This window comes from Dyella sp. 333MFSha (genome assembly GCF_900102405.1).
GTDB classification, from domain to species: Bacteria; Pseudomonadota; Gammaproteobacteria; order Xanthomonadales; family Rhodanobacteraceae; genus Luteibacter; species Luteibacter mycovicinus.
In genome coordinates this window covers 1,439,097-1,465,042 of the sequence record NZ_FNBR01000001.1, presented here as the reverse complement: position 1 = coordinate 1,465,042, position 25,946 = coordinate 1,439,097, and the positions used below count along the sequence as shown (strand labels likewise).

30 protein-coding genes are annotated in these 25,946 nt (G+C 66.0%); 19 read left to right on the top strand and 11 right to left on the bottom strand.

Annotation, left to right across the window (positions count from 1 at the left end; all coding sequences use genetic code 11):
• Positions 1-17 precede the first annotated feature (17 nt).
• The 5 genes from BLT40_RS06265 to lolD all read left to right on the top strand — a co-directional run bounded on the left by BLT40_RS06265 (position 18) and on the right by lolD (position 3,616).
• The gene (locus BLT40_RS06265; RefSeq protein WP_036113620.1) at positions 18-803 is read left to right on the top strand and encodes a succinate dehydrogenase iron-sulfur subunit; all 786 of its coding nucleotides are present in this window, start codon (positions 18-20) and stop codon (positions 801-803) included.
• A 111-nt stretch (positions 804-914) separates the two neighbouring features.
• A complete protein-coding gene (locus tag BLT40_RS06260) occupies positions 915-1,163 on the top strand; it encodes an FAD assembly factor SdhE (protein WP_079521370.1) in 249 nt (82 codons plus the stop codon).
• Positions 1,153-1,542 carry a hypothetical protein gene (locus BLT40_RS06255; protein ID WP_079521369.1) on the top strand — a complete coding sequence of 130 codons (390 nt, stop codon included), beginning with the start codon at positions 1,153-1,155 and terminating at the stop codon, positions 1,540-1,542. The genes BLT40_RS06260 and BLT40_RS06255 overlap by 11 nt, the downstream gene beginning before the upstream one ends.
• Positions 1,543-1,689: 147 nt before the next feature.
• Positions 1,690-2,931 carry a lipoprotein-releasing ABC transporter permease subunit gene (locus BLT40_RS06250; RefSeq protein ID WP_043693705.1) on the top strand — a complete coding sequence of 414 codons (1,242 nt, stop codon included), beginning with the start codon at positions 1,690-1,692 and terminating at the stop codon, positions 2,929-2,931.
• A complete protein-coding gene (gene lolD / locus BLT40_RS06245) occupies positions 2,924-3,616 on the top strand; it encodes a lipoprotein-releasing ABC transporter ATP-binding protein LolD (protein WP_036113617.1) in 693 nt (230 codons plus the stop codon). The genes BLT40_RS06250 and lolD overlap by 8 nt, the downstream gene beginning before the upstream one ends.
• Before the next feature lie 73 nt (positions 3,617-3,689).
• Here the strand turns inward: lolD and BLT40_RS06240 are convergent, their stop codons facing one another.
• Both BLT40_RS06240 and BLT40_RS06235 read right to left on the bottom strand, forming a co-directional pair.
• Complete coding sequence (locus tag BLT40_RS06240; protein ID WP_079521368.1) at positions 3,690-4,439, bottom strand: anti-sigma factor family protein; 750 nt, start codon at positions 4,437-4,439, stop codon at positions 3,690-3,692.
• On the bottom strand, positions 4,436-4,948 hold the full coding sequence (locus tag BLT40_RS06235) for a sigma-70 family RNA polymerase sigma factor (protein ID WP_079521367.1): 513 nt from the start codon (positions 4,946-4,948) through the stop codon (positions 4,436-4,438). The genes BLT40_RS06240 and BLT40_RS06235 overlap by 4 nt, the downstream gene beginning before the upstream one ends.
• 128 nt (positions 4,949-5,076) lie before the next feature.
• Between BLT40_RS06235 and BLT40_RS06230 the strand changes: the two genes are divergently transcribed.
• The 3 genes from BLT40_RS06230 to BLT40_RS06220 all read left to right on the top strand — a co-directional run bounded on the left by BLT40_RS06230 (position 5,077) and on the right by BLT40_RS06220 (position 7,849).
• Positions 5,077-6,153, top strand: coding sequence for a catalase family peroxidase (locus tag BLT40_RS06230; protein WP_079521366.1), 1,077 nt, complete (start codon positions 5,077-5,079; stop codon positions 6,151-6,153).
• A complete protein-coding gene (locus tag BLT40_RS06225) occupies positions 6,153-6,695 on the top strand; it encodes a cytochrome b (protein ID WP_079521365.1) in 543 nt (180 codons plus the stop codon). Before BLT40_RS06230 ends, BLT40_RS06225 begins: the two co-directional genes overlap by 1 nt.
• Positions 6,696-6,805: 110 nt before the next feature.
• Entirely contained in the window at positions 6,806-7,849 is a 1,044-nt protein-coding gene (locus BLT40_RS06220) for an aminopeptidase (RefSeq protein ID WP_079521364.1), read from the top strand.
• Between the two features lie 61 nt (positions 7,850-7,910).
• On the opposite strand, the gene BLT40_RS06215 is transcribed toward BLT40_RS06220, so the two are convergent.
• Entirely contained in the window at positions 7,911-8,996 is a 1,086-nt protein-coding gene (locus BLT40_RS06215; RefSeq protein ID WP_079521363.1) for an alkene reductase, read from the bottom strand.
• A 125-nt stretch (positions 8,997-9,121) separates the two neighbouring features.
• Between BLT40_RS06215 and BLT40_RS06210 the strand changes: the two genes are divergently transcribed.
• Positions 9,122-10,393, top strand: coding sequence for a dicarboxylate/amino acid:cation symporter (locus tag BLT40_RS06210; protein WP_079521362.1), 1,272 nt, complete (start codon positions 9,122-9,124; stop codon positions 10,391-10,393).
• Between the two features lie 9 nt (positions 10,394-10,402).
• Here the strand turns inward: BLT40_RS06210 and BLT40_RS06205 are convergent, their stop codons facing one another.
• Positions 10,403-11,206: a cytochrome c gene (locus BLT40_RS06205; RefSeq protein WP_079521353.1), complete on the bottom strand. Its 804-nt coding sequence runs from the start codon at positions 11,204-11,206 to the stop codon at positions 10,403-10,405.
• 81 nt (positions 11,207-11,287) lie between these two features.
• Between BLT40_RS06205 and BLT40_RS20560 the strand changes: the two genes are divergently transcribed.
• Positions 11,288-11,671, top strand: coding sequence for a YbbN family protein (locus BLT40_RS20560; protein ID WP_036113597.1), 384 nt, complete (start codon positions 11,288-11,290; stop codon positions 11,669-11,671).
• Positions 11,668-12,870, top strand: coding sequence for a nicotinate phosphoribosyltransferase (pncB, locus tag BLT40_RS06195; RefSeq protein ID WP_079521352.1), 1,203 nt, complete (start codon positions 11,668-11,670; stop codon positions 12,868-12,870). Before BLT40_RS20560 ends, pncB begins: the two co-directional genes overlap by 4 nt.
• Here pncB and BLT40_RS06190 read toward each other — a convergent pair.
• The 3 genes from BLT40_RS06190 to BLT40_RS06180 all read right to left on the bottom strand — a co-directional run bounded on the left by BLT40_RS06190 (position 12,840) and on the right by BLT40_RS06180 (position 15,395).
• The gene (locus tag BLT40_RS06190) at positions 12,840-13,649 is read right to left on the bottom strand and encodes a MetQ/NlpA family ABC transporter substrate-binding protein (protein ID WP_079521351.1); all 810 of its coding nucleotides are present in this window, start codon (positions 13,647-13,649) and stop codon (positions 12,840-12,842) included. The genes pncB and BLT40_RS06190 overlap by 31 nt on opposite strands.
• 70 nt (positions 13,650-13,719) lie before the next feature.
• Positions 13,720-14,394: a methionine ABC transporter permease gene (locus BLT40_RS06185; protein WP_036113583.1), complete on the bottom strand. Its 675-nt coding sequence runs from the start codon at positions 14,392-14,394 to the stop codon at positions 13,720-13,722.
• Positions 14,391-15,395, bottom strand: coding sequence for a methionine ABC transporter ATP-binding protein (locus BLT40_RS06180; protein WP_090352292.1), 1,005 nt, complete (start codon positions 15,393-15,395; stop codon positions 14,391-14,393). Before BLT40_RS06180 ends, BLT40_RS06185 begins: the two co-directional genes overlap by 4 nt.
• Positions 15,396-15,504: 109 nt before the next feature.
• On the opposite strand from BLT40_RS06180, the gene BLT40_RS06175 reads away from it, so the two are divergent.
• Positions 15,505-15,987, top strand: a complete 483-nt coding sequence (locus BLT40_RS06175) for a glutathione peroxidase (RefSeq protein ID WP_090352290.1) — start codon at positions 15,505-15,507, stop codon at positions 15,985-15,987.
• An 81-nt stretch (positions 15,988-16,068) separates the two neighbouring features.
• On the opposite strand, the gene dacB is transcribed toward BLT40_RS06175, so the two are convergent.
• Together dacB and BLT40_RS06165 are read right to left on the bottom strand one after the other, a co-directional pair.
• Positions 16,069-17,568 carry a D-alanyl-D-alanine carboxypeptidase/D-alanyl-D-alanine endopeptidase gene (gene dacB / locus BLT40_RS06170; protein WP_090352287.1) on the bottom strand — a complete coding sequence of 500 codons (1,500 nt, stop codon included), beginning with the start codon at positions 17,566-17,568 and terminating at the stop codon, positions 16,069-16,071.
• A complete protein-coding gene (locus tag BLT40_RS06165) occupies positions 17,556-18,341 on the bottom strand; it encodes an enoyl-CoA hydratase/isomerase family protein (RefSeq protein WP_079521349.1) in 786 nt (261 codons plus the stop codon). The genes dacB and BLT40_RS06165 overlap by 13 nt, the downstream gene beginning before the upstream one ends.
• Positions 18,342-18,459: 118 nt before the next feature.
• Between BLT40_RS06165 and BLT40_RS06160 the strand changes: the two genes are divergently transcribed.
• The 3 genes from BLT40_RS06160 to BLT40_RS06150 are packed head-to-tail and all read left to right on the top strand — an operon-like array spanning position 18,460 to position 20,836.
• Positions 18,460-18,705, top strand: a complete 246-nt coding sequence (locus BLT40_RS06160) for a FeoA family protein (protein WP_036113574.1) — start codon at positions 18,460-18,462, stop codon at positions 18,703-18,705.
• Positions 18,702-20,549, top strand: coding sequence for a ferrous iron transport protein B (feoB, locus tag BLT40_RS06155; RefSeq protein ID WP_079521348.1), 1,848 nt, complete (start codon positions 18,702-18,704; stop codon positions 20,547-20,549). The genes BLT40_RS06160 and feoB overlap by 4 nt, the downstream gene beginning before the upstream one ends.
• The gene (locus BLT40_RS06150) at positions 20,546-20,836 is read left to right on the top strand and encodes a DUF6587 family protein (protein WP_043693748.1); all 291 of its coding nucleotides are present in this window, start codon (positions 20,546-20,548) and stop codon (positions 20,834-20,836) included. Before feoB ends, BLT40_RS06150 begins: the two co-directional genes overlap by 4 nt.
• Before the next feature lie 31 nt (positions 20,837-20,867).
• Here BLT40_RS06150 and BLT40_RS06145 read toward each other — a convergent pair whose 3' ends face one another.
• Positions 20,868-22,340, bottom strand: a complete 1,473-nt coding sequence (locus tag BLT40_RS06145; protein ID WP_090352285.1) for a phospholipase D-like domain-containing protein — start codon at positions 22,338-22,340, stop codon at positions 20,868-20,870.
• Positions 22,341-22,475: 135 nt separating this feature from the next.
• On the opposite strand from BLT40_RS06145, the gene ispG reads away from it, so the two are divergent.
• Together ispG and BLT40_RS06135 are read left to right on the top strand one after the other, a co-directional pair.
• Positions 22,476-23,735 (top strand): flavodoxin-dependent (E)-4-hydroxy-3-methylbut-2-enyl-diphosphate synthase, encoded by a 1,260-nt coding sequence (gene ispG, locus BLT40_RS06140; protein ID WP_036113567.1) that lies wholly within the window; start codon positions 22,476-22,478, stop codon positions 23,733-23,735.
• 65 nt (positions 23,736-23,800) lie between these two features.
• Positions 23,801-24,631 (top strand): aldo/keto reductase, encoded by an 831-nt coding sequence (locus BLT40_RS06135; RefSeq protein ID WP_090352282.1) that lies wholly within the window; start codon positions 23,801-23,803, stop codon positions 24,629-24,631.
• 3 nt (positions 24,632-24,634) lie between these two features.
• On the opposite strand, the gene BLT40_RS06130 is transcribed toward BLT40_RS06135, so the two are convergent.
• On the bottom strand, positions 24,635-25,000 hold the full coding sequence (locus BLT40_RS06130; RefSeq protein WP_090352279.1) for a hypothetical protein: 366 nt from the start codon (positions 24,998-25,000) through the stop codon (positions 24,635-24,637).
• Positions 25,001-25,112: 112 nt separating this feature from the next.
• Between BLT40_RS06130 and BLT40_RS06125 the strand changes: the two genes are divergently transcribed.
• A complete protein-coding gene (locus BLT40_RS06125) occupies positions 25,113-25,544 on the top strand; it encodes a hypothetical protein (RefSeq protein WP_090352277.1) in 432 nt (143 codons plus the stop codon).
• A 78-nt stretch (positions 25,545-25,622) separates the two neighbouring features.
• Positions 25,623-25,937, top strand: a complete 315-nt coding sequence (locus tag BLT40_RS06120; protein WP_090352273.1) for a hypothetical protein — start codon at positions 25,623-25,625, stop codon at positions 25,935-25,937.
• The last annotated feature ends 9 nt before the right edge of the window (positions 25,938-25,946 follow it).

The window sequence follows — 25,946 nt, the reverse complement described above, 5'->3', positions numbered from 1 at the left end:
GGACCGGAGAGGCAATCGTGGCAGAGTTCACGCTACCCAAGAATTCCAAGATTACGGCCGGCAAGCATTTCCCGGCGAAGGGCGCGAAGAACACGCGTACCTTCAAGATTTATCGCTGGACGCCGGACGACGGCCAGAACCCGCGCACCGACACGTACGAGGTCGATCTCGACACGTGCGGTCCGATGGTTCTCGACGCCCTGCTCAAGATCAAGAACGAGATCGACTCGACCTTGTCGCTGCGTCGTTCGTGCCGTGAAGGCATCTGCGGTTCGTGCGCCATGAATATCGACGGCACCAACACGCTGGCGTGTACGCGCGCCATCGAGGAGTGCGGCGGCGGTACGGTCAACATCTATCCGCTGCCGCACATGCCGGTGGTGAAGGATCTGGTGCCCGATCTCACGCACTTCTACGCCCAGTTCGCGTCGATCAAGCCGTGGATGCGTACGCAGAGCCCGGCGCCGGCCGACAAGGAGCGCCTGCAGTCGCCGGAAGACCGCAAGAAGCTCGACGGTCTGTACGAGTGCATTCTCTGCGCCTGCTGCTCGACCTCGTGCCCGAGCTACTGGTGGAACGGCGACCGTTACCTCGGTCCCGCCATTCTGCTCCAGGCTTACCGCTGGATCGTCGACAGCCGTGACGAAGACACCGGTAACCGTCTCGACGACCTCGAAGATCCGTTCAAGCTCTACCGTTGCCACACGATCATGAACTGCGCGCGCACCTGCCCGAAGGGTCTCAACCCGGCCAAGGCGATCGCGGAGATCAAGAAGCTGATCGTGCAAAGGCGGTCGGCCTAAAAGGCACCTGTAGGAGCGCGCCCCGCGCGCGATGGGTTTGCGATATCCCCCGAGGAAATCGCCAGATCCATCGCGCGCGGGGCGCGCTCCTACACGAAGCCGTTGCCCGCTATGGAAGACGCCCGCCTCAAACGCCTCCGCTGGCGTACCCGACGTGGTACCCGCGAACTCGATCGCCTGTTCGGGTGGTGGCTGGAAGTGCGTTTCGCTGACGCCGATGAAGCGGGGAAGACGGCATTCGATGCGCTTCTGGACGTGCAGGATCCCGATCTCTGGGATTGGGTGATGGGCCATGCCCGCGCCCCTCGCGACGACTGGCAGGCGATCATCGATGACATCCGCGCAAGGCATGAGCTTTGACATAAAGCCCTCGACCACGCTGACCGCATGGCTTGTCCTGGTGGTCGGTCTGGCCACTCTCGCACCGTTATTCACCTCGCTGCCGTTGTTCGCCCGCTGGTCGTCGATGACGGTTATCGGCGTATTCGGCATGCGTCGGGTCCACCGGTATCGGCACCCGCGGCTACGTCGGTTGCATTGGGCGGTCGATGGCGTCTGGAGCGTGACGGATCGCCGCGGGTTCGCCATGCCGGCGGAACTGTTGCACGTCCGCCGGGTCGGATTGGCGATGTTTCTCCGGTTTCGCTGGCGCGGCGGGGCAGGGCATGTGTTACTGATGCCAGACAGCACGTCGACGGAACACCTCCGTCTTTTGCGCGGCCGTTTGAAACCGGCGTGAGGGCCCGTAAGCGTATCCCGGCGAAAGCTGAAGGATATCTGCCCGGTCTACTGTTCCAGCTTGCCCCGACGGGCCGCATCGGGCACTCTGCCGCGCGGTGGCTGCCTTTCGCGTTGGCCCCCTCATTCAAGGCTGCGATCGACAGGTATGTTCAGACCCCTCGAACTTTTCATCGGACTGCGCTACACGCGCGCCAAGCGTCGCAACCAGTTCATTTCGTTCATTTCCACGGTGTCGATCGTCTGCATCGCCATCAGTGTGACCGCGCTCATCACGGTCATGTCGGTGATGAACGGCTTCGATAACGAATTGCGTAACCGCATCCTGGGTGCCGTTTCGCATATCACCGTGTCCGGTATCGACGACACGGTGCAGAACTGGCAGACGGCGGTGAAGACCGCCGAAGCCACGAAGCACGTGAAGGGCGCCGCGCCCTATGTCGAAATCCAGGCGTTTCTGCAGGCCCGCCGGCCCAGCGGCGCCCTGATCCGCGGCATCGTGCCGTCGCTGGAGCCGAAGGTCTCCGACATCGATACGCATATGGTCGAAGGCAAGATGACCGACCTGACCGATCGCAGCTGGAAGATCGCCCTGGGGCGCGAACTGGCCATGACGCTCGGTGTGCAGGTGGGCGACAAGGTGACGGTCGTGGTGCCTCAGTTCACGGCGACGCCCATGGGTGCCGTGCCCAAGTTGCGCAGTTTCACGGTCAGCGGCATCTTCGAGCTGGGCATGCAGGAATACGATGCCAACCTCGCCCTGATTTCCATGGAAGACGCCCAGCGTCTCAACGGCCTCAATGGTCCGACCGGTATCCGCCTCAAGCTGGACGACCTGCGTGCCGCCTGGCCGGTGGCGCAGGACCTGGTCAACAAACTCGGCCAGACGTACCGCGTCGAAACCTGGATGGATACCCACGCCAACTTCTTCCGCGCGATCGACATGGAGAAGACGGTGATGTTCGTGATCCTCTCGCTGATCATCCTGGTCGCGGTGATCAACCTCATTTCCATGCTGATGATGCTGGTAACGGACAAGCAGGCGGACATCGCCATCCTGCGCACGCTCGGCTCGACGCCGCGCAGCATCATGGGCATGTTCATGGTGCAGGGCCTGCTGGTCGGCATCGTCGGCATCGGCGCGGGCGTCGCGCTCGGCGCGCTGCTGTCGTACAACCTGCCGGCCATCGTGAAGTGGATCGAGCACGTCACGGGGCAGAATTTTCTCTCGCCCGACGTGTACTACATCAGCGAGCTGCCCAGTCAGCTGCTCTGGTCCGACGTGGGCTGGGTGGTGCTGGTGACCTTCGCTTTCTCGCTGCTGGCCACGCTTTATCCGGCGTGGCGTGCGTCGCGCACGCAGCCCGCCCAGGCGCTCCGTTATGAATAAGCCCAACGACGATATCGTCCTGCGCGCCACGGGCGTCGCCAAGGTCTATGAAGAGGGCGACCTGCGTACGGGCGTCCTGTCCAACGTCAATTTCGCCCTGCGTCGCGGCGAGACGATGTCCATCGTCGGCGCATCGGGCTCGGGCAAGTCGACCCTGCTTCACATCATCGGTGGGCTCGATACGCTCACGGCCGGCAAGGTCGAGGTGAACGGTCGCGTGCTGTCCGAACTGTCGGACGCCGAGCGCGGTCGTGAGCGCAATCGCTCACTGGGCTTCATCTACCAGTTCCATCATCTGCTGCCGGAGTTCACGGCGCTGGAAAACGTGTGCATGCCGCTGCTGATTCGCGGCGTGTCGATTGCGCAGGCGCAGAAGGAAGCGACCGCGTTGCTCGAGCGCGTGGGGCTGTCGTCGCGGCTGCGGCATCGTCCGGCGGAGATGTCCGGCGGTGAGCGTCAGCGCTGCGCGGTGGCGCGTGCGCTGGTGACGCGTCCGGCGTGCGTGCTGGGCGATGAGCCGACCGGCAACCTGGACGAAGCCAATGCGGCTCACGTCTACGAGTTGATGCTCGAGCTCAACCGGGAGATCGGGACCAGCTTCGTGCTGGTGACGCATGACACGCGGCTGGCGGGGCGGATGGATCGGACCCTTGAGCTGCACAACGGGGAATTGCAGGAGCGCTGAGGTCCGTCGTCGTCCTGTCGGGCGGATCGCCGGGAGGGTTGGCGCCGACCGGGCGCGGGTGCCGGATCGCTCGTCAGATCGTTCTGGCCGTCATGCGCTGAGCGGCGGCTCGGCCGGCTTCATCGGCCATGGCAACCACGGCGTAGTTATGGTCGCCTTGTGACCAGTAGTCGGCCAGCAGGCCGCTGTCTTCACGGGTGCCTCGCGGCAACAGGTGCCGGGCGACCCCCGGGGGCCTGACGTAGAAACTCACCGTGTGGCCGCTGCCGTCGTCATAGAGGACCATGGCCGCCGGACCCTGGTCGGTCGCGAACAGGCGGCCGCCGATCGGACGGAAGCCGGCATCGGCGAGGTCGGGCAGGCGGACGCTGGAGCCGACGCGGCCGGCCAGCCAGGAGCGCAGGTCGCCCTCGTTGGCCGTCGTGATGTCCATGCCCACACCGTGATCCAGCGCCAGCAGGCGATAGGCCTGCATCGCATCGGCCATGGGCTTCATGGCGCCCGGACCCATGCCGCGCGCGGCCCAGCCGGCCATGCCGCCCACGGCGAGACAGAACAGAAGGCTGGCCGCCATGGCCAGACGAACGATGCGACGGCGCCCGGCGCGCGCTCTGACCAGGGCGGGATCGAAGGCCGGGGCAGGGGCGAGATCGCCCGCCAGCAGGGTCCGCAGCTGCTGGGCGTCCTGCCGCCAGCCCTGTACTTCGTCAGCGCGCTCGGGATGACGGGCGAGATACCGTTCCACCTCGCTACGGTGCGGCGAGTCCAGGTGACCGTCGACGTAGGCGTGGATGTCGTGTTCGCTGGGGGGCGTGTGGGTCATTTCAGCAGTCGCAGGGCAGGTGTTTCGGGGACGCCCTCGCCCAGCCGGCGCAGCGCGCGGCGGGCCCGGGACAGTCGGGACATGACGGTGCCGATCGGCACTTCGAGGATGTCGGCTACCTCCTGGTAGCTCATGCCTTCGACGGTGATCCAGATCAGCAGGCTCCGTTGCTCGACCGGCAGCGAGGCGAACGCGCCCAGGGTCGAGTGCGCCACGGCGACCCGCTCGGCCGACGGCCAGGTCGGTTCTTCCCGGCCCAGCATGCTCAGCAGGCGGGCGTAACGGCCGGACCGTCGCTTCCCGTCGAGGAACAGCCGGTACAAGATCGAGAACAGCCATGCCCGCAGACTCTCGTCGTCGCGTCGCGCATGCCATTTCGACAGCGCGCGCTCGATCGTGGACTGGACCAGATCGTCGGCCGCGTGTTCGTCGCGGGCAAGCCACAGCGCGAAGCGCCGCAGGCGCGGCAGCATCGAGCGTAGTGCTTCGTCGATCTTGGGGTCGGACATGCCGGACCTCGGGCGGGGTGTCAGGCGTTAGACGCCCGGTTCGAAGAAATATTCCCCTGACCGGGAATAAAAGTCGTGGACGTACGTCCCACCTTGAGCACGACCACCCTGGAATTGGAGAGATACGCATGCAAGACACCGAGAATCGGCGCCCTCCGGCGCACGTCGGTTGGCGCTGGGCCCTGATCGGACTGGCGGTCGCCGGCTCCGCCGTCGCTTTTGGTTACGTCGGTGGCTGGCTGGCACCGGAGCGCCTGTCGCCGAAGAAGATCGTCGATTCCCTGGAGGCCAATGGCGGCGCGCACCCCGGATACCGTCGCAACCATGCCAAGGGCATATGCGTCGGCGGCTATTTCGAAGGCAGCGGCGCGCTGCAGAGTTTTTCCCGTTCGGCCGTCTTCGCGAAGGAAAGGACACCGGTCGTCGGCCGGCTGGCCATTCCCGGCGGAAATCCCTATGCGGCGGACAGCTCGATTCCCATCCGCAGCTTCGCGCTGCGCTTCGATCTGGCCGATGGCGAGCAGTGGCGCACCGGCATGAACGCGATGCCGGTCTTCCCGGTGTCGACCCCGCAGGCGTTCTACGACCTTCAGGTCGCCACCCATCCCGATCCGAAGACCGGCAAACCGGATCCGGCGAAGGCCGGTGCGTTCTTCGGCGCGCATCCGGAGACGGGTGCCTTTCTCGGCTGGGCGAAGACGGCGAAGCCGCCGGCCAGCTACGCCACGGAGACCTACCAGAGCATCAACGCGTTCTACCTGCGCGACCCTGCGGGTGAGCGCCGTGCGGTGCGCTGGAAGATGGTGCCCGAGACGCCGGAGACCGGCGACGGCTCGCCAGCGGCCGGCGACACCGACTACCTTGCCGCCGATCTTTCGAAGCGGCTTGCGGCAGGTCCCCTTCGCTGGCATCTGATCATGACGTTCGCCGGCGACGGCGATCCCATCGACGACGCCGCGAAAGCCTGGCCGGATGACCGCAAATCGGTGGACGCGGGCACGCTGGTGATCGACAGCTGGCAGGATCAGGCGACCGGTCCGTGCCGCGACGTGAATTACGATCCCACGATCCTGCCGAAGGGCATCGAAACATCGAACGATCCGCTGCTGGCGGCACGTTCCGCGGCGTACGCCGATTCGTACCTGCGTCGAACCAGCGAAGAGGGCCATCTCCCCGGTGCCGCCCGTCCCAAGGAGGCCAAGTGATGAGCCGCGATCAGACGTTCCACCCCTTCGCACGCGCCTTGCACTGGCTGATGTCGATCATGGTGCTGTCGATGCTTTTCATCGGCGCGGGCATGGTCAGTACCGTGGCCGAAAAGCACGACTGGCTGCTGACGATCCACCGTCCGCTGGGCATCGTGATCTTCGTGCTGGCACTGATCCGGCTTGCCTTCCGCCTGACGCATCCCGCCCCGCCGCTGCCGGCGGATCTGCCTCTGTGGCAGAAGCTGGCCGCACATGGCTCGCACGTGCTGCTCTACGCCCTCATGATCGCGATGCCGTTGATCGGCTGGGGCATGCTTTCGGCGGGTAACTATCCGGTGACGATGTTCGCTGGCGTGCATCTGCCGAAGATCCTGCCGACCGATCCCGCGTTGTTCGCGTGGTTGCGCGAGTCGCACCGGTATCTGGCCTGGTTGTTCTTCCTGACCTTCGTTGCGCACATGGGTGCGGCGTTGATGCATGGCCTGATTCGTCGCGATGGCGTGCTGCAGAGCATGACCGGGGGCAAGGCCCCCCGCTGACGCGGCCGCGCCCGGCCTGGGTAGGAGCGAGCTCTGCTCGCGATGGGGGCTCGCCGCGACGTTGGTCGCGAGCGGGGCTCGCTCCTACATCGTTTACGGCAGAATGGGGTATGCGCCTATCCCACATCGTCGTTGTCCTGCTCACCACACTCACCGGCTGCCGCTCGCTTGGTTACTACGCGCATGTCGCGCACGGTCAGGCGTCGCTGCTCGCCGGGCGACGGCCGATCGCGAACGTGCTGCGCGATCCCAAAACACCGGAGAAAACACGCCACCGCCTGGAACTCGCCAGCGAGGCCCGGCGGTTCGCCTCGGCGAACCTCGGCTTGCCCGACAATCGCAGCTACACCTATTTCGTCCAGCTCGATCGTCCGTGGGTGGCCTGGAACGTCTTCGCCGCACCGGAACTGTCCGTTGCGCCTGTCACGCATTGTTTTCCGATTGCAGGCTGCGTCGCGTACCGGGGGTACTTCCGCAAGGACCTCGCGGACCGGGAGGCGGCCCGGCTGAAGGCGGCGGGGGACGACGTGGCGCTGGGTGAGGTCCCCGCGTATTCCACACTGGGCTGGTTCGCCGATCCGATCATCAGCAGCATGCTTTACTGGGATGACGATACCCTCGCGGGTACGATCTTCCATGAGCTGGCTCATCAGCAGTTCTACGTGAAAGACGATTCGTCGTTCAACGAATCGTATGCGAGCTTCGTCGAGGAGGAAGGTGTGCGTGAGTGGCGCACCGCCCGGGGGCTACCGCCGCCGGGCGAGAAGGATGGCGAGCTCGACGGCTCTTTTACGGCCCGTGTTCTTGCGCTGCGCGACCGGCTCGGCTCGATCTATGCGACGCAGGACAGCGACGAGACGAAGCGTGTCGCCAAGGCGGAAGCTTTCGAGATGTTTCGTGGTGACTATGTCGAGTGGCGGGCGACGGTCGCCGGTGGCGATCGCCGGTATGACCGATGGATGGCGAGGCCGCTCAATAATGCCGCGCTGTTGCCGTTTGGGCTTTATGACACGTGGAAACCATCGTTCGCCGCGCTGTTTGAACGATGCGGGCGAAGGTGGCCGGTCTTCTTTGCGAGGGTGAAGGAGCTTGGGAAGAAGGCGCCGGCTGACCGGACGCGTGAACTCGAGACGTTGAAGTCGTCAGCACGCTGACGCCAGCAGGGTTCGCTTCCGACGACGGAGCCAACCCTGCTCGCGATGGACCGGCGGCGACTTACCTGGCAAACGCCGGATAATCCGTATAACCCTCCGCACCGCCCCCATAGAGCGTCTTCGGGTTCGGCTTAGCCAGCGGGTACCCTTCACGCAGCCGGTCGACCAGGTCCGGGTTGGCGATAAACGGACGTCCGAACGCCACCAGGTCGGCGTGCCCGCTGCGCACCGCATCGACGGCCATGGCACGGTCGTAACCGTTGTTGACCATCCAGGTCCCGCCGTGCCGCACCCGGAAGGCGTCGTAGTCGAACGGAAGGACGTCGCGAGGGCCGCCCGTGGCGCCTTCGATCACATGGGTGTAAGCCAGATTCCGTGCTTTCAGGTCGTCGATCACCGCATTGAACAGCTTCGTCGGCTCGGAATCGGCGATGTCGTTCGCCGGCGTCGTCGGCGAGATGCGGATGCCCGTACGGCCGCTGCCTGCCACACCGATGACGGCGTCCAGTACGGCGCGAAGGAAACGTAGCCGGTTGGGGATACTGCCGCCCCAGGCATCGTCGCGACGATTGGTCTTGTCGCGCAGAAACTGGTCGATCAGGTAACCATTGGCGGCGTGCACTTCGACGCCGTCGAACCCGGCGTCGAGAGCGAGTTCGGTGGCGCGGCGGTAGTCATTGACGATCAGGGGAATCTCACCGGCCGTGAGCGCTCGTGGCGCGGAGACCGGTTCCATCCCGTGGGCCGTGAAGGTCTTGCCATCGGCGCGAATCGCTGACGGTGCGACAGGTGCTTTACCGCCGGGTTGAAGGCTGGTGTGTGAAATGCGGCCGACGTGCCACAGCTGGAGAACGATTTTCCCTCCGCGGGCGTGCACGGCGTCGGTAACGCGTTTCCAGCCGCGGACCTGGGCGCTGTTGTAGATACCCGGCGTATCGAGATAGCCCTGACCCTGCGGTGAAATCTGCGTCGCCTCGGATACGATGAGCCCGGCGGTGCTGCGCTGGGCGTAATATTCGACCGCGAGTGCACGCGGCACGCGATCCGGACCCGATCGGTCGCGGGTCAACGGCGCCATGACGATGCGGTTGGCGAGTTCGATGTCGCCAGCACGAAAGGGCTGGAAAAGCACGTTCTGGTCGGTCATGTATGCTCCTTCGAGGTATATCAACCCCTCAGCGTTCGCGAGAGGAAACACAGCGTTCGGGATTGGCCGTCCAGACGGCTACTCCGCGTTGTATCGTGATTCATTGCCCTTGCCTGGCACGTCTCATGTCCTTGTTCACATCGTGGTTCCGCGTCCGCTTCTGGAAGCGGGTAGCGGCGGGTTTCGTCCTCGGCGCGCTGGCCGGCTGGGCCATCGGGCCCGACGCCGCGACATGGTTCGGCCCGCTTGGCACGCTCTATGTCACGCTGATCAAGATGATCGCCGTGCCTCTGGTGTTCTTCGCCGTACTACACAGCGTGTCGAGCCTGCACGGCGTGAAGGATGTCGCTGCCCTGGGTGGACGCACGTTCGCGTGGTTCGCCGCGACGGCGAGTCTGGCGGTGTTCGTTGGATTACTCGTTGCGCATGTCCTGCAGCCGGGACTCGGTGTCGAAGGTCTGACGACGCCGACCGGCTGGCATCCGAAGGACGTGCCCGAGCCGGTGAAGGTGCTGCTCGACATCGTGCCCGCGAACCCGTTCAGGGCCCTGAGCGAAGGGAAAATTCTGCAGGTCATCTTCTTCGCCGGCCTGCTTGGCCTTGCGCTCGTGAAGGTCGGCGAGAAGTCGGCCGGGCTGCGTGCACTGGCGGGCGAAGCGAATGACGGCATGATCCAGGTCACGCGCTTCGTGCTCGAGGTGACGCCGATCGGCACCTTCGGTCTCATCGCCGCGTTGGTGGGCAGTTACGGCTTCGAGAAGCTGCTGCCCCTGGCGACCTTCGTCGGCGCGCTGTATCTCGCCTGCGCGCTGCAGATCGTCTTCGTCTACGGTGGCCTGTTGCTGACGCACGGACTCAATCCGGTGAGATTTTTCCGTGCCGCCTTCCCGGCGATGCAGGTGGCCTTCACCTCGTCGTCGAGCTTCGCCGCCATGCCCATCGCGCTGCGTAGCGTCGTGCGCAACATGGGCGTAAAGGAGGAATACGCTGCATTCGCGGTGCCGCTGGGCGCGAGCATCAAGATGGATGGGTGCGGAGCGATCTACCCGGCGATCTCGGCGGTCTTCATCGCGCAGTATTTCCATCTCGACCTGCAGCCCGCGCAGTACGTGGTGATCCTGCTGGCCTCGGTGCTGGGCTCATTCGGCACGGCGGGGGTGCCAGGTACGGCGACGGTCATGGTGACGCTGGTGCTGAGTTCGGCCGGCTTGCCACTGGAGGGTATCGGCTACCTGGTCGCCATCGATCGCATTCTGGACATGATGCGTACGATGACCAACGTGACCGGGCAGATGGTGGTGCCGGTGCTCGTGGCCCGGGAGCGCGGGATTCTCGATCTCGAGGTTTATCACCGGGCGTCGAGCGAGTTGATCGTGGAGGGTAAGCCGGCGGCGTGACGCCGTCGTTCAGGGCGCGGCCTTTCTCCCCGCCATATGCTTCAGATACGCCACCAGATCGTCCAGGTCGGCATCGGAGAGCGTATCGCGGTCGAACCCCGGCATTTTCGCCTGCGGCCAGTGACGCAGGTCCTGCGGGTTGCGGACGAGTACGCGGAACAGGTCGTCGCGCAGGTATTCGGTCGGGCTGTGCGGGACATTCAGATCCGGCCCGAGTTTCGCGTCGCCCTGGCCATTGAGCGTGTGGCAGGTGATGCAGTCGCGCTGGAACACCGCGAACCCTCGCATCACCGGATCGCTGGTGGCAAGGCCGGGCGCCGGGCGCATCTTCGGGAACCGGGACGCCGGGTCCGCCAGCACGCGGATCGTCGCCACCTGATAGGGCCACTGCTCGGAGCCGACGTGGCCCGCCTCCGGATGCAGCCAGACCAGGTAGAACGGGCCAGCGCCTGGCTTGTCGGGGCCCAGCTTCGGCCAGGGCGCGTCGGCAGGCTCGATCGCCAGCCAGGCCTCGGCGCGGGCCTGCAGCGCCAGCGCCGCGGGAATCTCGGCCGCGAAGCCGTCCAGGGCGACGAACTGAAGATGCGCCGCGGGATCCACCCCGCCCAGCAGGGCCTTCAGCGGTATGGCCCGATAATGCATGGTCGCGTGGTACGACACGTCGCCAGGCACGTCGATGGCGCGCACGTCGGGCCGGCCCAGAAGCTGCTCCGTGGTGATCCGCTGAGGCCCCTTGCCCGTATCCAGGGTCAGCGTGGCCGCCTGAGTGAGCGAGGCGGTGAGGAGCAGGGCAAGACCGATGAAAGCGCGCACGGGGAATCCTTGGCGGTTGTACCCTCGGATTATCCCCTCATCGTCCCCACCTCGGGGGATCGACCCGATCACGGATTCACCATGGCCGACACCACCGTTCCCCGCTTCTTCGAACAGTTCCCGATGCAGAAGGTGGTCGATACCGCCCTCGACGCCGAGCTGGCGACCGACGACAACCGCATCGCGATCCTGTTCCTGTGGGGGCGCGATTGTCCGAACTGCGACATCGCCAAGCGACAGATGCTGCTTACGCCCGAAAGCTTCAGCTGGCCGCAGGTGCGCTGGCTGCACGACAACGTCTATGACGATCCGACGATGGCCACGCGTTTCGGGCTGCATGGCATTCCGGCGTTCTTCCTCTTCCATCGCGGCCGGAAGCTGGGACGGATTACGTCGTGGCCCGGTACGGAAGCCTTCGTGGACGCGGTCGACAAACAGATCGGGCTGACCGGGGCGAGCGCATGATCGTCACCTCGCTGCTGGACACCGACCTCTACAAGTTCACGATGATGCAGGTGGTGCTGCATCAGTACCCGGCGGCTCAGGTGGAATATCGCTTTCGCTGCCGCACGCCGGGCGTCGATCTGGTCCCGCTGATCGGTCGTATCCGCGAGGAGCTCGACGGCCTGTGCGCGCTGCGCTTCACCGACGCGGAACTGGATTATCTGCGTGGTCTGCGCTTCATCGAGAGCGACTTCGTCGACTTCCTCGGTCTCTTCCACCTCAACGCCAAGTATGTGTCGGTCGCGCCCGCGGCGGAGGCCCATGGCGAGATCGATATCGTGATCGAGGGCCCGTGGCTGCACACGATCATGTTCGAGGTGCCGCTGCTGGCGATCGTGAACGAGCTGTACTACCGCGCGACACAGCCGGACATCGATCTGACGGAGGGCAGGGCGCGCCTGGAGGCGAAAATCGCGCTGCTGCGCGACACCCCGGGCTTCGAGCGCGTACGCATCGCCGACTACGGCACCCGTCGTCGGTTCTCGCAGGCATGGCATGAGGAGATGCTGGCGACGCTCGCCAGGGGGCTGGGTCCGCAACTGGCGGGTACGAGCAATGTGTGGCTGGCGATGCGGCAGGGTCTTGTACCCATTGGCAGCATGGCGCACGAATACCTGCAGGCGTTTCAGTCGCTGGGGCCGCGTCTGCGCGACTCGCAGACCGCCGCGCTGGAGGCGTGGGCCCGCGAATACCGTGGCGATCTCGGCATCGCGCTTTCCGACGTCTACGGACTGGAGGCGTTCCTGCGTGACTTCGACATGTATTTCTGCAAACTGTTCGACGGTGCGCGCCACGACTCCGGGGACCCCTTCGTATGGGGCGACCGCGTACTGGCTCATTACGTGGCGAACCGTGTGGACCCGCGGACCAAGACGCTCGTCTTCAGCGACAGCCTGGACATTCCGCGTGTGATGGACCTGTACCGTCATTTCGACGGTCGCTGTCTGCTCTCGTTCGGCGTCGGCACCAACCTCACGAACGACGTGGGGCCGGCGCCGATCAACATCGTCATCAAGATGACCCGATGCAATGGTCAGCCCGTGGCGAAGATTTCAGACTCGCCGGGCAAGAACATGAGCGACGACCTGGAGTACGTCGCTTACCTGCGCAAGGTGTTCGATATGCCGGTTCAGAACGCCGGCAGCACGGCGCCGCCGTAGTTCTTCTCGATGAAGGCCTTCACCTCGGGCGAGGTGAGGGCCGCGGCGAGCTTCTGCACGCGCGGATCGTCCTTGTTGTCGGCACGGCTGACCAGGAAGTTCACGTACGGCGAGTTCTTGTCCTCGATCAGCAGCGCGTCCTTGACCGGGTTGAGCTTGGCGGCCAGCGCGTAGTTGGTGTTGATCAGGGCGAGGTCGACCTGGTCGAGCACGCGCGGCAGCATGGCGGCTTCGAGCTCGCGGAACTTCAGGTGCTTCGGGTTCTCGACCACGTCTTTCAGCGTGGCGAGGCGGTCATCCGGATTCTTCAGCTTGACCAGGCCATGCCTGGCCAGGAGCAGCAGCGCGCGGCTGTTATTGCTGGGATCGTTGGGGATGACGACATCGGCGCCGTCCGGCAGCTGGTCGATCGAGGTGAACTTCTTCGAATACGCGCCGAAAGGCTCGATATGCACGCCCACCACCTTGACCAGGTGGGTACCGCGCTCTTTATTGAAAGCGTCGAGATACGGCTCGGTCTGGAAGAAGTTGGCGTCGATCTGCTTCTGCGCGACCTGCATGTTCGGCTGGACGTAATCGGTGAACACCTTGATCTCGATGTTCACACCCTCACGGGCAAGCAGGGGCTTGATCTCCTTGAGGATCTCCGCATGCGGCACGGGTGTGGCCGCGATGGTGAGCGTCGCCGAAGGATCCGCCTTGCCGCCGTCCGCGCTGCCTGAACAGCCCGCGACGAAAACGGCGAGGGCGGCGGTAAGGGGCAGCAGGTACTTCTTCATGATGGACGTCCGTGGCGGATGGTGCGGTGCGCCAGCATAGACGTCCATACCGCCGTATGCAAAGAACGACTCAGCGACGGGTATAGCGAAGCACCAGGCGGTCGCCCAGCGACTGCAGAATCTGCACCAGCACCACGAGCAGGGCCACCGTGACCAGCATGTAGTCGGGTTTGTAGCCGTTATAGCCGTACTGATAGGCCAGGGCGCCCAGACCACCCGCGCCCACGATACCGCCCATCGCGGTATAGCCGACCAGGGCCACGGCGGTGACCGTCGTCGCGGCGATCAGCCCCGGACGTGCCTCGGGCAGAAGTACGCGCGTGACGATCTGGATCGTCGTGGCGCCCATGGCCTGGCTGGCTTCGATAACGCCGCGCTCCACTTCGCGCAGCGCGGTCTCCACGAGACGGGCGAAGAACGGTGCGGCGCCGATCACCAGCGGCACGATGGCGCCGCGGATGCCGATGCTGACGCCCGTGATCGCCTGAGTCAGCGGGATCAGCAGGATCATCAGGATGATGAAGGGGATCGAGCGCAGGACATTCACCACCAGCGACAGCGCCGAGTACAGTTTTGGCCGGGCGTGGAGCTGGCCGCGGGCGCTCAGGAACAGCCAGATACCCAGTGGCAGCCCCAGCACCAGCGTGAACAGCAGGGAGCCGCCCAGCATCAGCAGGGTGTCGACGCAGGCCTGGCCGATTTCCGGCCAGTCGATGTTGGGAAACAGGGTCTGCATGGGGCTCATCGGGCCACCTCCTCGATGTCGACGCCCGCGGCGCGGATCTGCGCCAGCGCGTCCTCCAGACGTTCGCCGTTCATGGCCAGGGTGAGCTGGCCGTAAGGTGTGTCCTTGATCCGGTCTACGCGACCGGAGAGCAGGTTGTATTCGATGCCGGTATCGCGCACCACGCGAGAGAGCAGGGGCGAGTAGGTCGCGTCGCCACGGAACGAAAGGCGGAACAGGCGCCCGTCGACACCCGGGAATTCCGGACTGCGGCCTTCACGATGGTCGGCTTCCGCGACGAAGCGTCGTGTGGTGGGATGTTGCGGATGCAGGAAGACATCGGCGACATCGCCGACTTCCACGACGCGTCCCGCATCGAGCACCGCGACGCGGTCGCACACGCGACGGATCACGTCCATCTCGTGTGTGATCAGTACGACGGTCAGGTTGAGGCGACGGTTGATGTCGGCCAGCAGTTCCAGCACGGATGCCGTGGTCTGCGGGTCGAGCGCGCTGGTCGCTTCGTCGCAAAGCAGGATGGATGGCTTGCTGGCCAGCGCGCGCGCGATGCCGACGCGCTGCTTCTGGCCACCGGAAAGCTGCGCGGGGAATTTCCGCGCATGTGCGGTCAGACCCACCAGCGAAAGCAGTTCGTCGACGCGTGCGGCGATCTCGGCGTCGCTCATGCCACCGTGCAGGCGCAGCGGGAACGCGACGTTGTCCGCCACCGTCCGCGACGACAGCAGATTGAAGTGCTGGAAGATCATGCCGATGCCCGCGCGAAGGCGACGCAGGTCGGCACCCTCGGCGTGCGTGACGTCACGGTCCTCGATGAAGACCTGGCCGGCGGTGGGCTGTTCGAGCAGGTTGATCAGGCGCAGCATGGTGGATTTGCCGGCGCCGGAATGACCGATGATGCCGAACACCTCGCCGCGCTCGATGGTGAGATCGACGGGCTCGAGCGCGGGGACGAGCGCTCCCTCGACACGATAGGACTTGGAAGCGGCGGCAAAACGGATCACGGGGCGTCAGGCTCCAGCCGGAAAGACGTCCATGGTAGCCCAAGCCAGCCCATGGCCGGAGCGGCCGGCGTAGACTTGGCGGGTCCATTCCCTTTCAAGGAAAGCCCGCATGACCAGCATCTATGATTTTTCGGCCCGCGATATCGACGGCAACGAGCGGTCGCTGGCGGAGTTCAAAGGCAAGGCCTTGCTGGTCGTCAACGTGGCTTCGAAGTGCGGCTTCACGCCGCAGTACAAGGGCCTGGAGTCCCTGCAGAAGGAATATGCCGCGCGCGGCTTCGAGGTTCTGGGTTTTCCGTGCGATCAGTTCGGTCATCAGGAGCCCGGCGACGAAGCCGAGATCCGCGACTTCTGCTCGCTGACCTATGACGTCAGCTTTCCGATGTTCGCGAAGGTCGAAGTCAACGGTGAGCATGCGCATCCGCTCTATCGGTGGCTGAAGGCGGAGAAAAAGGGCTTGCTGGGGACCGAAGGCATCAAGTGGAACTTCACCAAGTTTCTGGTGAATCGCGAGGGGCAGGTGGTCGAGCGCTACGCGCCGACGGACACACCGGAGAAGATCGGGAAGGATCTGCCCAACGTGCTGGGCTGAGGCGGCCGCCGACGGGCATCGCTAACGGCATTCGCTTCCGCCGGGTCACGGTGCAAGGGTGCGAGCCGGTTCCCAAGCTGGTCACGGATTGCCCTCGGCCTCCGCCAGCATCACCGCAACCGCATCGACCTCGGACGAGACCGGAGGTACCGTCTCCGCGCTATGCGGCGGTGCCCGGTAGTTGTTGAGCATGATGGCGAAGGCCAGCCGCTTTCCGCTTCGGGTCGTGACGTAGCCGGCCAGCGTGTTGACGAAGCTCATGCTCCCGGTCTTCGCCTGTACGTTGGCTTCAGCCGCCGTCCCGCGCATGCGGTTGACGAGCGTGCCGTCGACCCCTGCGACGGGCAGCAGATCGCGCCATGCGGCGGCCTGCGCAGATCTGTCCATGACGGTCAGGAGTCGCGCCAGGGAAGCGGGGGTGGTCAGGTCGTGGCGGGAGAGACCGGTGCCTTCGTCGAGCGTGGTGGAGGACGGGCCAATGGCTTTGGTGGATAGCCAGTGGGTGAGGGCTTCGGCGGCGAGGTCTTCTTTGGGGACTGTGGCAAGGTTGTTTCGCCAGCAGGGCTGGCTCCTGCCTGAGCCGGGGCCATCGGACGAGTTGGCGGGGGAAGTCTGAGCGCTACAGGCCTCCGCGGTTTCCAGCCCGGTGAGCAGGAAGACGCTCTGCAGGTAGAGATTCTGCGAACGTTTCAGGCCTGCGCGGAGGATGTCCCCCAGGGATGGCGACGGGACGCTCGCGATGGTTTCGCCCGTGGGTGCGGCGACAGGCCAGTGGACGCTTCGTGCTTCGCCATCGACACGGATGCCTTGCCTGATCAGCGCGGCTTGCAGGCGCCGCGCCGCGCTGAGCGCCGGGTCGGGCAGGGACAGGCGGATGCGCTTCGTGGCACCGCCCTCGGCGACGCCGCCGAGCACGTGAACCGTCGACGAGCCCGGCGCCCGGTAAAGCTCCAGGCCGTCCCGTGTCTGGGCGGCGACGGTGACGGCCGCGTCGGCGGGTGCGACGTCCACACCGCTTTGCGAGAGGGCGACCGTCATCGTGTTTTCGTCGACGTCCAGCCCACCCGCCGCCGCGCCGTACGCCGCCTGAAGGTCGGATGCTTCCCAGCCCGATCCGATCGCGGGCCCCGAGAAAGCGGTGTCGTCGCCGATCACCGCACCATCCACGCGGCGGATCCCGCGTTCGCCGATCCGGGCCGCCAGTCGCTCGGCCCACTCGTCGCCGGACAGGGTCGGGTCGCCCCGACCGCGCAGGACGAGTGAGCCATGCAGGCGCCCGCGTGCGATCGAGCCTGCGGCGAGGACATCGGTATGCGTGCGGTAATCCGTGCCAAGGCGATCCAGAGCGAACGCCGCCGTGTAGAGCTTGGCCGTCGACGCGGGCAGTAGCAGGCGCCCTTCGTCGTGCGCGTATACGGTATGCCCGTCCTCCAGCGAGACCACCGCGATGCCCCACGATGCCGCGGCGAAGCGTGGCTGGGCGATATGGGCGTCGATCCGCTCGGTGAGGCTTTCCGCCGCGATGCAGGGGGCGGCGGCCAGCAGGATGGTCGCGATGCCGTAACGGATCAGCGCAACCAAGACGGAGATGCCTTGTCGAGGAAGGCGGACAGTCCGTCCTGCCCCTCGGCGGAAACGCGCAGTTTCGCAATGAGTGCCGCGTTGACCGCGTCGGTCTTTTCCATAGCTTCCGGCGACTGACCGCCCATGCGCAGGGCGAGGCTTTTCGCCTCACGCTGCGCGGCGGGGCCACCCTTGCTCAGCAAGCCGACAAGCCGGTCCACCGCGCCGTCGAGGTCGTTGCCCGGGACGACTTCATGCACCAGCCCGTGCGCCAGCGCGGCGGCGCTGTCGAAGATCTCGCCGGTCAGGAACAGACGACGCGACTGGCGCAGGCCGATCGCCGCGACGACATACGGCGAGATCACCGCGGGGACGAGGCCGAGCTTCACCTCGGACAGCGCGAAGCGTGCGCCGTCGACCGCCACGGCGATGTCGCAGCAGGCGATCAGGCCCACGCCGCCGCCGAACGCCGCGCCGTTGATCCGCGCGATGGTCGGCTTCGAAAGAAATTGCAGCCGGCGCATGAGCGTCGCCAGCCGCAGCGAGTCGGCGAGATTGTCCGCCTCGCTGGCGGCCGCCATGCCGCGCATCCAGTGGAGGTCGGCACCGGCGGAGAAGCTCGCTCCGGCGCCGGTCAGCACGACGGCACGCACGCTGCCGTCGCGGTCGAGCTCGTCGATCGCGGCGGTCAGGTCCGCGATCAGACCGTCGTCGAAGGCGTTATGCACCTCGGGCCGGTTCATGACGAGCCGGGCGGTGCTGCCTTCGCGGGTGAGTTCGACAGATGACATGGGCGTTCTCCGGGGACTGAGGCGCAAGATCATAAACGCCTGACTCCCGATCCTGCGCATTGTGCAGCCTTCGCGCTAAAGGCATACAATGCGAACAGTTCTTATTTGAGTAATCCCAGTGCGCCTCTCCGACGCGCCGAAAGGTGCCAAAGCCGTGGTCCAGTCCGTCACCGATGCCCATCCCGCCGACCCCATCGCCCAGCGCCTGCGCGACCTGGGCTTCGTGTCCGGTGAGCCGGTGCGCCTCGTGGCGCGGGGCCCTCTCGGCGGAGACCCGCTGTTGATCCAGATCGGTTCGACCCGTTTCGCCTTGCGCCGTACCGAGGCCGAGCGCGTGATGATCGCCGTGGACGGTGCCGCATGAGCGCTTCCACAATGCGCATCGCCCTCGTGGGCAACCCCAACTGCGGCAAGACGGCGCTGTTCAACCAGCTCACCGGCGGTCGGCAGAAGGTGGCCAACTACGCCGGTGTGACCGTCGAGCGCAAGGAGGGGCGCTTCGTCGCACCTTCCGGTCGCACGCTGCATATCCTCGATTTGCCCGGCACGTACAGCTTCGATGCGACCAGCCCCGACGAGGCGATCACGCGCGACGTCTGCTATGGCCGTTATCCCGGTGAAGCGCCGCCGGATCTGATCGTCTGCGTGGCCGATGCCACCAACCTGCGCCTGCACCTGCGTTTCGTGCTCGAAGTGCGCCGCCTGGGTCGCCCCGTGGTGCTCGCACTCAACATGATGGACGCGGCGCGCCGTCGCGGCATGGTCATCGACGTGGACGCGCTATCGCGCCGGCTCGGCGTGCCCGTGGTCGAAACGGTCGCGATCAGGCGTGGTGGCGCACAGGCCCTGATCCAGCGCATCGACACCTCGGTGCCGGCGATCGAGCCGGCCGACATCGACAACGCCGGGATCGAGCAACTGCATGCCGAAGTGCGGTCCATTCTCGCCGATACGGTCACGTTGCCGCGAGATACCGCCGCCGTCGACGACGCGATCGACCGCTGGGTGCTGCACCCGGCGTTCGGTCTGCTGATTCTCGCCGGCCTGATGTTCATGATCTTCCAGGCGGTGTTCTCCTGGGCGCAGCCGGTCATGGATGGCATCCAGGCGGGCATCGCCGCGCTGGGCACGGCGGTGACGGGTTTCCTCCCCGAGGACAGCGCGTTGCACAGCCTGCTCAACGACGGTCTGTTCGCGGGGCTGGGCGCGGTGCTGGTGTTCCTGCCGCAGATCCTGATCCTGTTCCTCTTCATCCTCGTGCTGGAAGAATCGGGTTATCTGCCGCGCGCGGCCTTCCTTCTCGACCGCATGATGTTCCGCGTCGGCCTGACGGGCAGGGCGTTCATTCCGCTGCTGTCGAGCTTCGCCTGCGCGATTCCCGGCATCATGGCCACGCGCAGTATTCAGGATCCGCGCGATCGCCTGACCACGATCCTCGTCGCGCCGCTGATGACCTGCTCGGCCCGCCTCCCGGTGTATACGCTGCTGATCGCCGCGTTCATCCCCGACCGGACGGTGTGGGGCATCTTCAACCTGCAGGGCGTGGTGCTTTTCACGCTGTACTTCGCGGGTATCTTCAGCGCCTTGCTGGTCGCCTTCGTGATCAAGCGCCTGCGCAAGGATCGCAGCGAGCACGCGCTGATCATGGAATTGCCGTCCTACCGCCTGCCCAACGTGCGGGACATCGGCCTGGGTCTGTGGGAGCGCGCGCTGATCTTCCTCAAGCGCGTCGGCGGCATCATCCTCGCGCTCACCGTGTTGCTGTGGTTCCTCTCCAGTTTCCCCGGACCGCCGGAAGGAGCCACGGGGCCCGCCATCGATTACAGCCTGGCCGGCCGCCTCGGCAGGCTGCTCGAATACGTGTTCGCACCGATCGGCTTCAACTGGCAGATCTGCATCGCGCTGGTGCCCGGCCTTGCCGCGCGCGAAGTGGCGGTGGCGGCACTCGGCACGGTGTATGCCATGTCGGGAAGCGACGATGCGGTCGCCTCGCAGCTCGGGCCCGTGATCGCGCACTCGTGGTCGCTGGCCACGGCGTTGTCGTTGCTCGCGTGGTACGTGTTCGCGCCGCAGTGCATGTCGACGCTGGCGGTCATCCGCCGCGAAACCAATTCCTGGCGCAACGTGGCGGTGGCCGCGGGCTATCTGTTCGGCCTGGCATATCTCGCTTCGCTCGCCACTTACCAGATCGCGAGGGCGCTTTCATGAGCACGTTCGAACTGTTTCAGGGCTTCGTTATCGGCGTGGCTGTCGCGGTCGCGGCGTATGTGGCGTTCCGGAAGCTGCTGCCGAAGACGTCGACGCGGGTGCTGGCGCGGGTGTCGGCATGGCTCAATCGCGACGGCAGGCCGGTGATGGTCCGGTCGCTGGGAAAGCGTGTGCAACCTGCCGCGGCGACCGGAAGTTGCGGGGACGGGTGCGGGTCGTGTGGGAGCTGTGGGCCTGTGGCGCCGAAGAGTGCGGCGCAGCCGCTGGAGTTCCGGCCGCGCGGCTGATCGCCTTGCCATGAGCGTCGACGATGGCTGGTCAATCTTCGTGCGGCGCTTCCGTGGCGGCCTTCGCCACGCGCTTGCGGCGCAGTGTCCACCAGCTCACTGAAAGATTGACGGTAAACCATGCGCCGATCAGAGCCAGCGGCCATGCGATCACCGCGGGCCAGAGGATGGCGACGAGGGTCAGCACCGCTGCCGCGATGAAGCCTGCCAGCAACGGCCCGGTTTCGGTATCGCCCAGCACGCGATGCTGCGAGATGGCCGCGCCCACGGTATTGGCGATGCGCAGGGCCCCCGCGGCGGCGCGGCTCGAACTTCCACCACCGTGACGCGGCCTGGGCGGGTGCGGGGCACGGCTGCGGACGCGCTCGTTTCCGGAGCGGCGGCGCCTGGGATGCAGCAGGATCTCGGTCGCGTTCTCCAGGTCCTTCTCGTACTGCGCCTCCAGTTGCGTCGCGAAGCCGACGTCCTCGATAGCCACGTCGATCTCGCGGTTGCTCAGCCAGCTGGCGATGTTGAGATTGGACGAGCCCACGCGTGCCCAGCGGCCATCGGCCACGGCCGTCTTGGCGTGCAGCATCGTGCCGTTCCATTCGAAGACGCGGATGCCCGCCTTCAGCAGGGGGCGGTAGCCCGACCGCGACATCCCGGCGACCATGGGAATGTCGCTGGTGCCGGGCACGAGCAGCCTGACGTCGACACCGTCGCGAGCGGCGGCGGAAAGGGCCTGCACATAGGGCGCCACGCCGACGAAATAGGCGTCGGTGAGCCACAGCGTCTTCGTCGCCATCGCCGCGACCATCTGATCGAGGCGATACATGCCGGCGGTGCTGGGCTGGGTCGCGATGACGCGCAAGGACACCTCGCCGGCGTGGGTGGCGCCGGCGACAGGCGACAGCCGGGGGTCGTCGGGCAGCGGGTCCCCGGCTTCACGCCAGCTGTCCGCGAAGGCCTGTTCGATCTCGGCGACGGCGGGACCGCGCAGGGCGACGCCGGTGTCGCGCCACGGCGGCACGTCGTTGGCGGGGTCGCCCAGCCATTTTTCGCTGAGACAGACGCCGGACAGGAAGCCGACTTCGCCGTCGACCACCAGAACCTTGCGATGGTCGCGGCTGATCCAGCCGAACGAGCTGCCCAGCTGTGGCGGGTTGTAGATCCGTACCTGTCCGCCGGCTTCACGCAGGGCCGCCCAGAACGACGAGCGTGACTGGCCGAGACAGCCGCCCCAGTCGCCGATCACCGCGACGAAGACGCCGGCCTTCGCGCGTTCGACCAGCGCGTCGCGGAAAGCCTGGCCGATCCGGTCGTCGCGGATGATGTAGTTCTCGAGGAAGACATGGCGCTTCGCGTTGGCGATGGCCTTGAGCCAGGCGTCGAAGTGAGCCTGGGCATCGATCAGCAGCTCGACGGCGTTCCCCCCGATGAGGGGGGCGCCGGCGCTGCGGCTGAGGGCCTGTTCGGCGAAGAGGCGGCTCGAGAAGCCGTGGGTGCGGTGACGTGCGTTCATGGGGGGCGAGTTTATCGGGCCGGAGGATGAGCAGGGGGTGAGGCGGGTCGAATCGCCGACCGGGCAGGACGCCCACCGCCGGATTGCCGCAGCCAGTCGGATTCCAGTCACACCATTGCGCTAAAATGTTCCGCTATGACCGAAGACCTTCTCAGCCGCCCGCGTCCCGCGGAAGCCGGCGCCCGCCGTCCCAGCACCGGTGTTTCCGTCGACCGTATCCGGGTCGGCGGCGGCGCGCCCATCGTCGTCCAGTCGATGACCAACACGGACACCGAGGATGCCGTGTCCACGACCAGGCAGGTCGCGGAACTGGCCCGTGCCGGCTCCGAAATGGTCCGGATCACCGTGAACACGCCGGCCGCGGCCGCGGCCGTGCCGCGGATTCGCGAACGGCTGGACATGATGGGCGTGTCGGTCCCGCTGATCGGCGACTTCCATTACAACGGTCACCAGCTGCTCGAAGGCGAGCCGGCCTGCGCCGAGGCCCTGGCCAAGTACCGTATCAATCCGGGCAACGTCGGCTTCGGCAAGAAGAAGGACGCCCAGTTCGCTTCGATCATCCAGATGGCGATCCGCTACGACAAGCCGGTCCGCATCGGCGCCAACTGGGGTTCGCTCGACCAGAGCATGGTCGCGGCGCTGATGGACGAGAACGCCGGCCGCGCCGATCCCTGGGACGCCGGCCATGTCGCCCGTGAGGCGCTGATCCGCTCCGCGCTGGATTCCGCCGCCCGCGCCGAGGACCTCGGCCTGTCCCGCGACCGCATCATCCTGTCGTGCAAGGTCTCCGGCGTGCAGGAGCTGATCGCCGTCTATCGCGATCTCGCCCGCCGCGGCGATTACGCCCTGCACCTGGGCCTGACCGAGGCCGGCATGGGCTCGAAGGGGATCACCGCGTCCAGCGCCGCGCTGGGCGTGCTCCTGCAGGAAGGCATCGGCGACACCATCCGTATCTCGCTGACGCCCGAACCGGGCCAGTCGCGTACCGCCGAGGTCATCGTCGCGCAGGAACTCCTGCAGACGATGGGCCTGCGCGCGTTCACGCCGCTGGTCACCGCGTGTCCGGGTTGCGGCCGGACCACGAGCGAATTTTTCCAGGAACTGGCGAAGACCGTGCAGGCACATGTGCGCGAGCAGATGCCCGTGTGGCGCGTGAAGTACGACGGCGTCGAAAACCTCACCCTCGCCGTGATGGGTTGCATCGTCAACGGTCCCGGCGAATCCAAGCACGCCAATATCGGTATTTCGCTGCCAGGTAACGGCGAAGCTCCGTCCGCGCCGGTTTTCATCGACGGTGAAAAGGCCATGACCCTGCGCGGCGAACACATCGCCGACGAGTTCGTGGCCATCCTCGACAACTACGTCGAAACGCACTACGCCAGCCGCGGCGACTGACCCGTCACGCGTTGAATGCGGGGCCGCCGTCATGATATCGGGCGGTTCCCCGCAGGAGATGACGCATGACCTCTACCGTTCCGGTCCTCGACCTCAACGACGGCAACAAGGCACCGCAGCTCGGCTTCGGTGTCTTCCAGATTCCCGACGGCGAGACCGCCGACGCCGTATCCGCCGCGCTGGCGGCCGGTTATCGCTCGATCGATACCGCAGCCATCTACAAGAACGAAGCCGGCGTACGCCAGGGCATCGAACGCTCCGGCGTCGCCCGCGGCGATATCTTCCTGACGACCAAGCTCTGGAACTCGGAGCAGGGCTTCGACGCCACGCTCAAGGCCTTCGATGCGAGCATCGCGAAGCTCGGCACCGACTATGTCGACATGTATCTGATCCACTGGCCGACGCCCAAGCACGACCGCTACGTGGACACCTGGAAGGCGTTCATCCGTCTGCGCGAAGAAGGCCGCATCCGCTCGATCGGCGTGTCCAATTTCCAGCCCGCGCATCTGGAGCGCATCGTGAAGGAAACCGGTGTGGCGCCGGTGGTGAACCAGATCGAACTGCATCCCGATTTCGCGCAGCGCGATGTCGTCGCGGCGAACGCGAAGCACAACGTCATCACCGAGGCGTGGAGCCCGCTGGGTCAGGGCGGCGACTTGCTGAAGAACGAGACCCTCGTCTCGATCGGCAAGACGCATGGCAAGTCACCGGCCCAGGTGGTGCTGCGCTGGCACGTGCAGCTCGGCCACATGGTGATTCCCAAGTCGGCGACGCCGGATCGCATCAAGTCGAACATCGATGTGTTCGACTTCGAACTGTCGGCCGATGAGATGAAGTCCATCGCCGCGCTCGATGCGGGCAAGCGCATGGGCCCGGACCCCGACGAACTGAACTGAGCTTCAGTCCATCGTGACGTCGATCTCCAGCGGATAGGGGGTCGGCGTCTTCGGCGGTTTTGGCAGGGTCCAGGTGGCGAACTGCCCGGCAAAGCAGGTCGCCACCGTCGACTTCGGCCGTACGTCGACATCGCTGCTGCGCCCGTCCGCGGCCACGCGGGCCACCAGGGTGAAGGGACGGCGGTCGGCCGCCGGCATATTGCTGGCGATGCAGCCCTTCAGCGCGTCCGTCGCGGGATTGCCGATGCTGTCCCACAGTCTGCCCTGCCAGAGTTTCCCTTCGGCGTTGTTTTCGAGCATCTTCGCGGTATGGACACGCGTGTCGAAGGCGTTGTCGGTGGCCAGGGCGAGGGCAAGGGCAAGCAGCATTCCAGGTCTCCGAAGCGGGATCGTGGAAGCCTAACAGGGACGCGCGGGCTTCACACCGGAGGGGTTAGCGTGGATCTGTCACGCGCCGCTGTTGGCGCATCGAGGAAACGCCATGCGTCCGCGTCCCATGTTCCTGCTATCCCTGGTCTTCGCCGCCACGGCCGCCATGGCACAGACGGCGACGAATCCGCCCTCGTCGCAGACAGGGAATCCGGCCAGCGCGCCCGCTCCCAAACCGGTGACGGCACCCGCGTCGTCATCGGCGCCTCTGGTCGGCTCACCGGGCATGCTGCACCAGGCGAATCCCGCGGCTGCCGCGGTGCCTGCACGTTCGGAGGCGGGTGCGACGGAGCGGGGCCTGAATACCACCGGTGCTGCCGGCACCGCGGCAGGCACGGATGGCGCGGCGACGGGCGTAACCCAGCGGGTTCAGCGTGCGAATGCCCACGGCGTCGATGCGCAGGGACATACGCTGGATGCGCACGGCAAGCCGGTCGGTCAGGCCGCCGTCCCGATGCCAGCTCCCGCGACCACTGTTCGTTGATCCGGCGAGGTCGCATGGACTTGCGCCGGTGCGTTACCATCCGGTGAATGCCGACCCATGCGAGGTATGCGAGTGAGGATGAAGCAGGCGATCGTCGTGGCCGTCCTCGCCCTGGGGGTCGCCGGTTGTGCGGGCATGGCGTCGAAGGTCGCCCGGCTCGACGTGGGAATGCCCCGTGACGAGGTGCTGGATCGACTCGGCCCGGCCGATTCCGATCGCACGATCATCGGCTACGAGGTGATGAGCTGGCTGGACCGCCGTCCCGGCCGCTTCTCCTTCTCCCATAGGGACTACACCGTTGTGCTGAAGGACGGAAAGGTCACCCAGTTCGGTCCGGGGCTCGTTCGTCGTGACAGCAAGACGTCACTGCAGATCGAGACAGGCGACCGCTGAGAGCGCCGG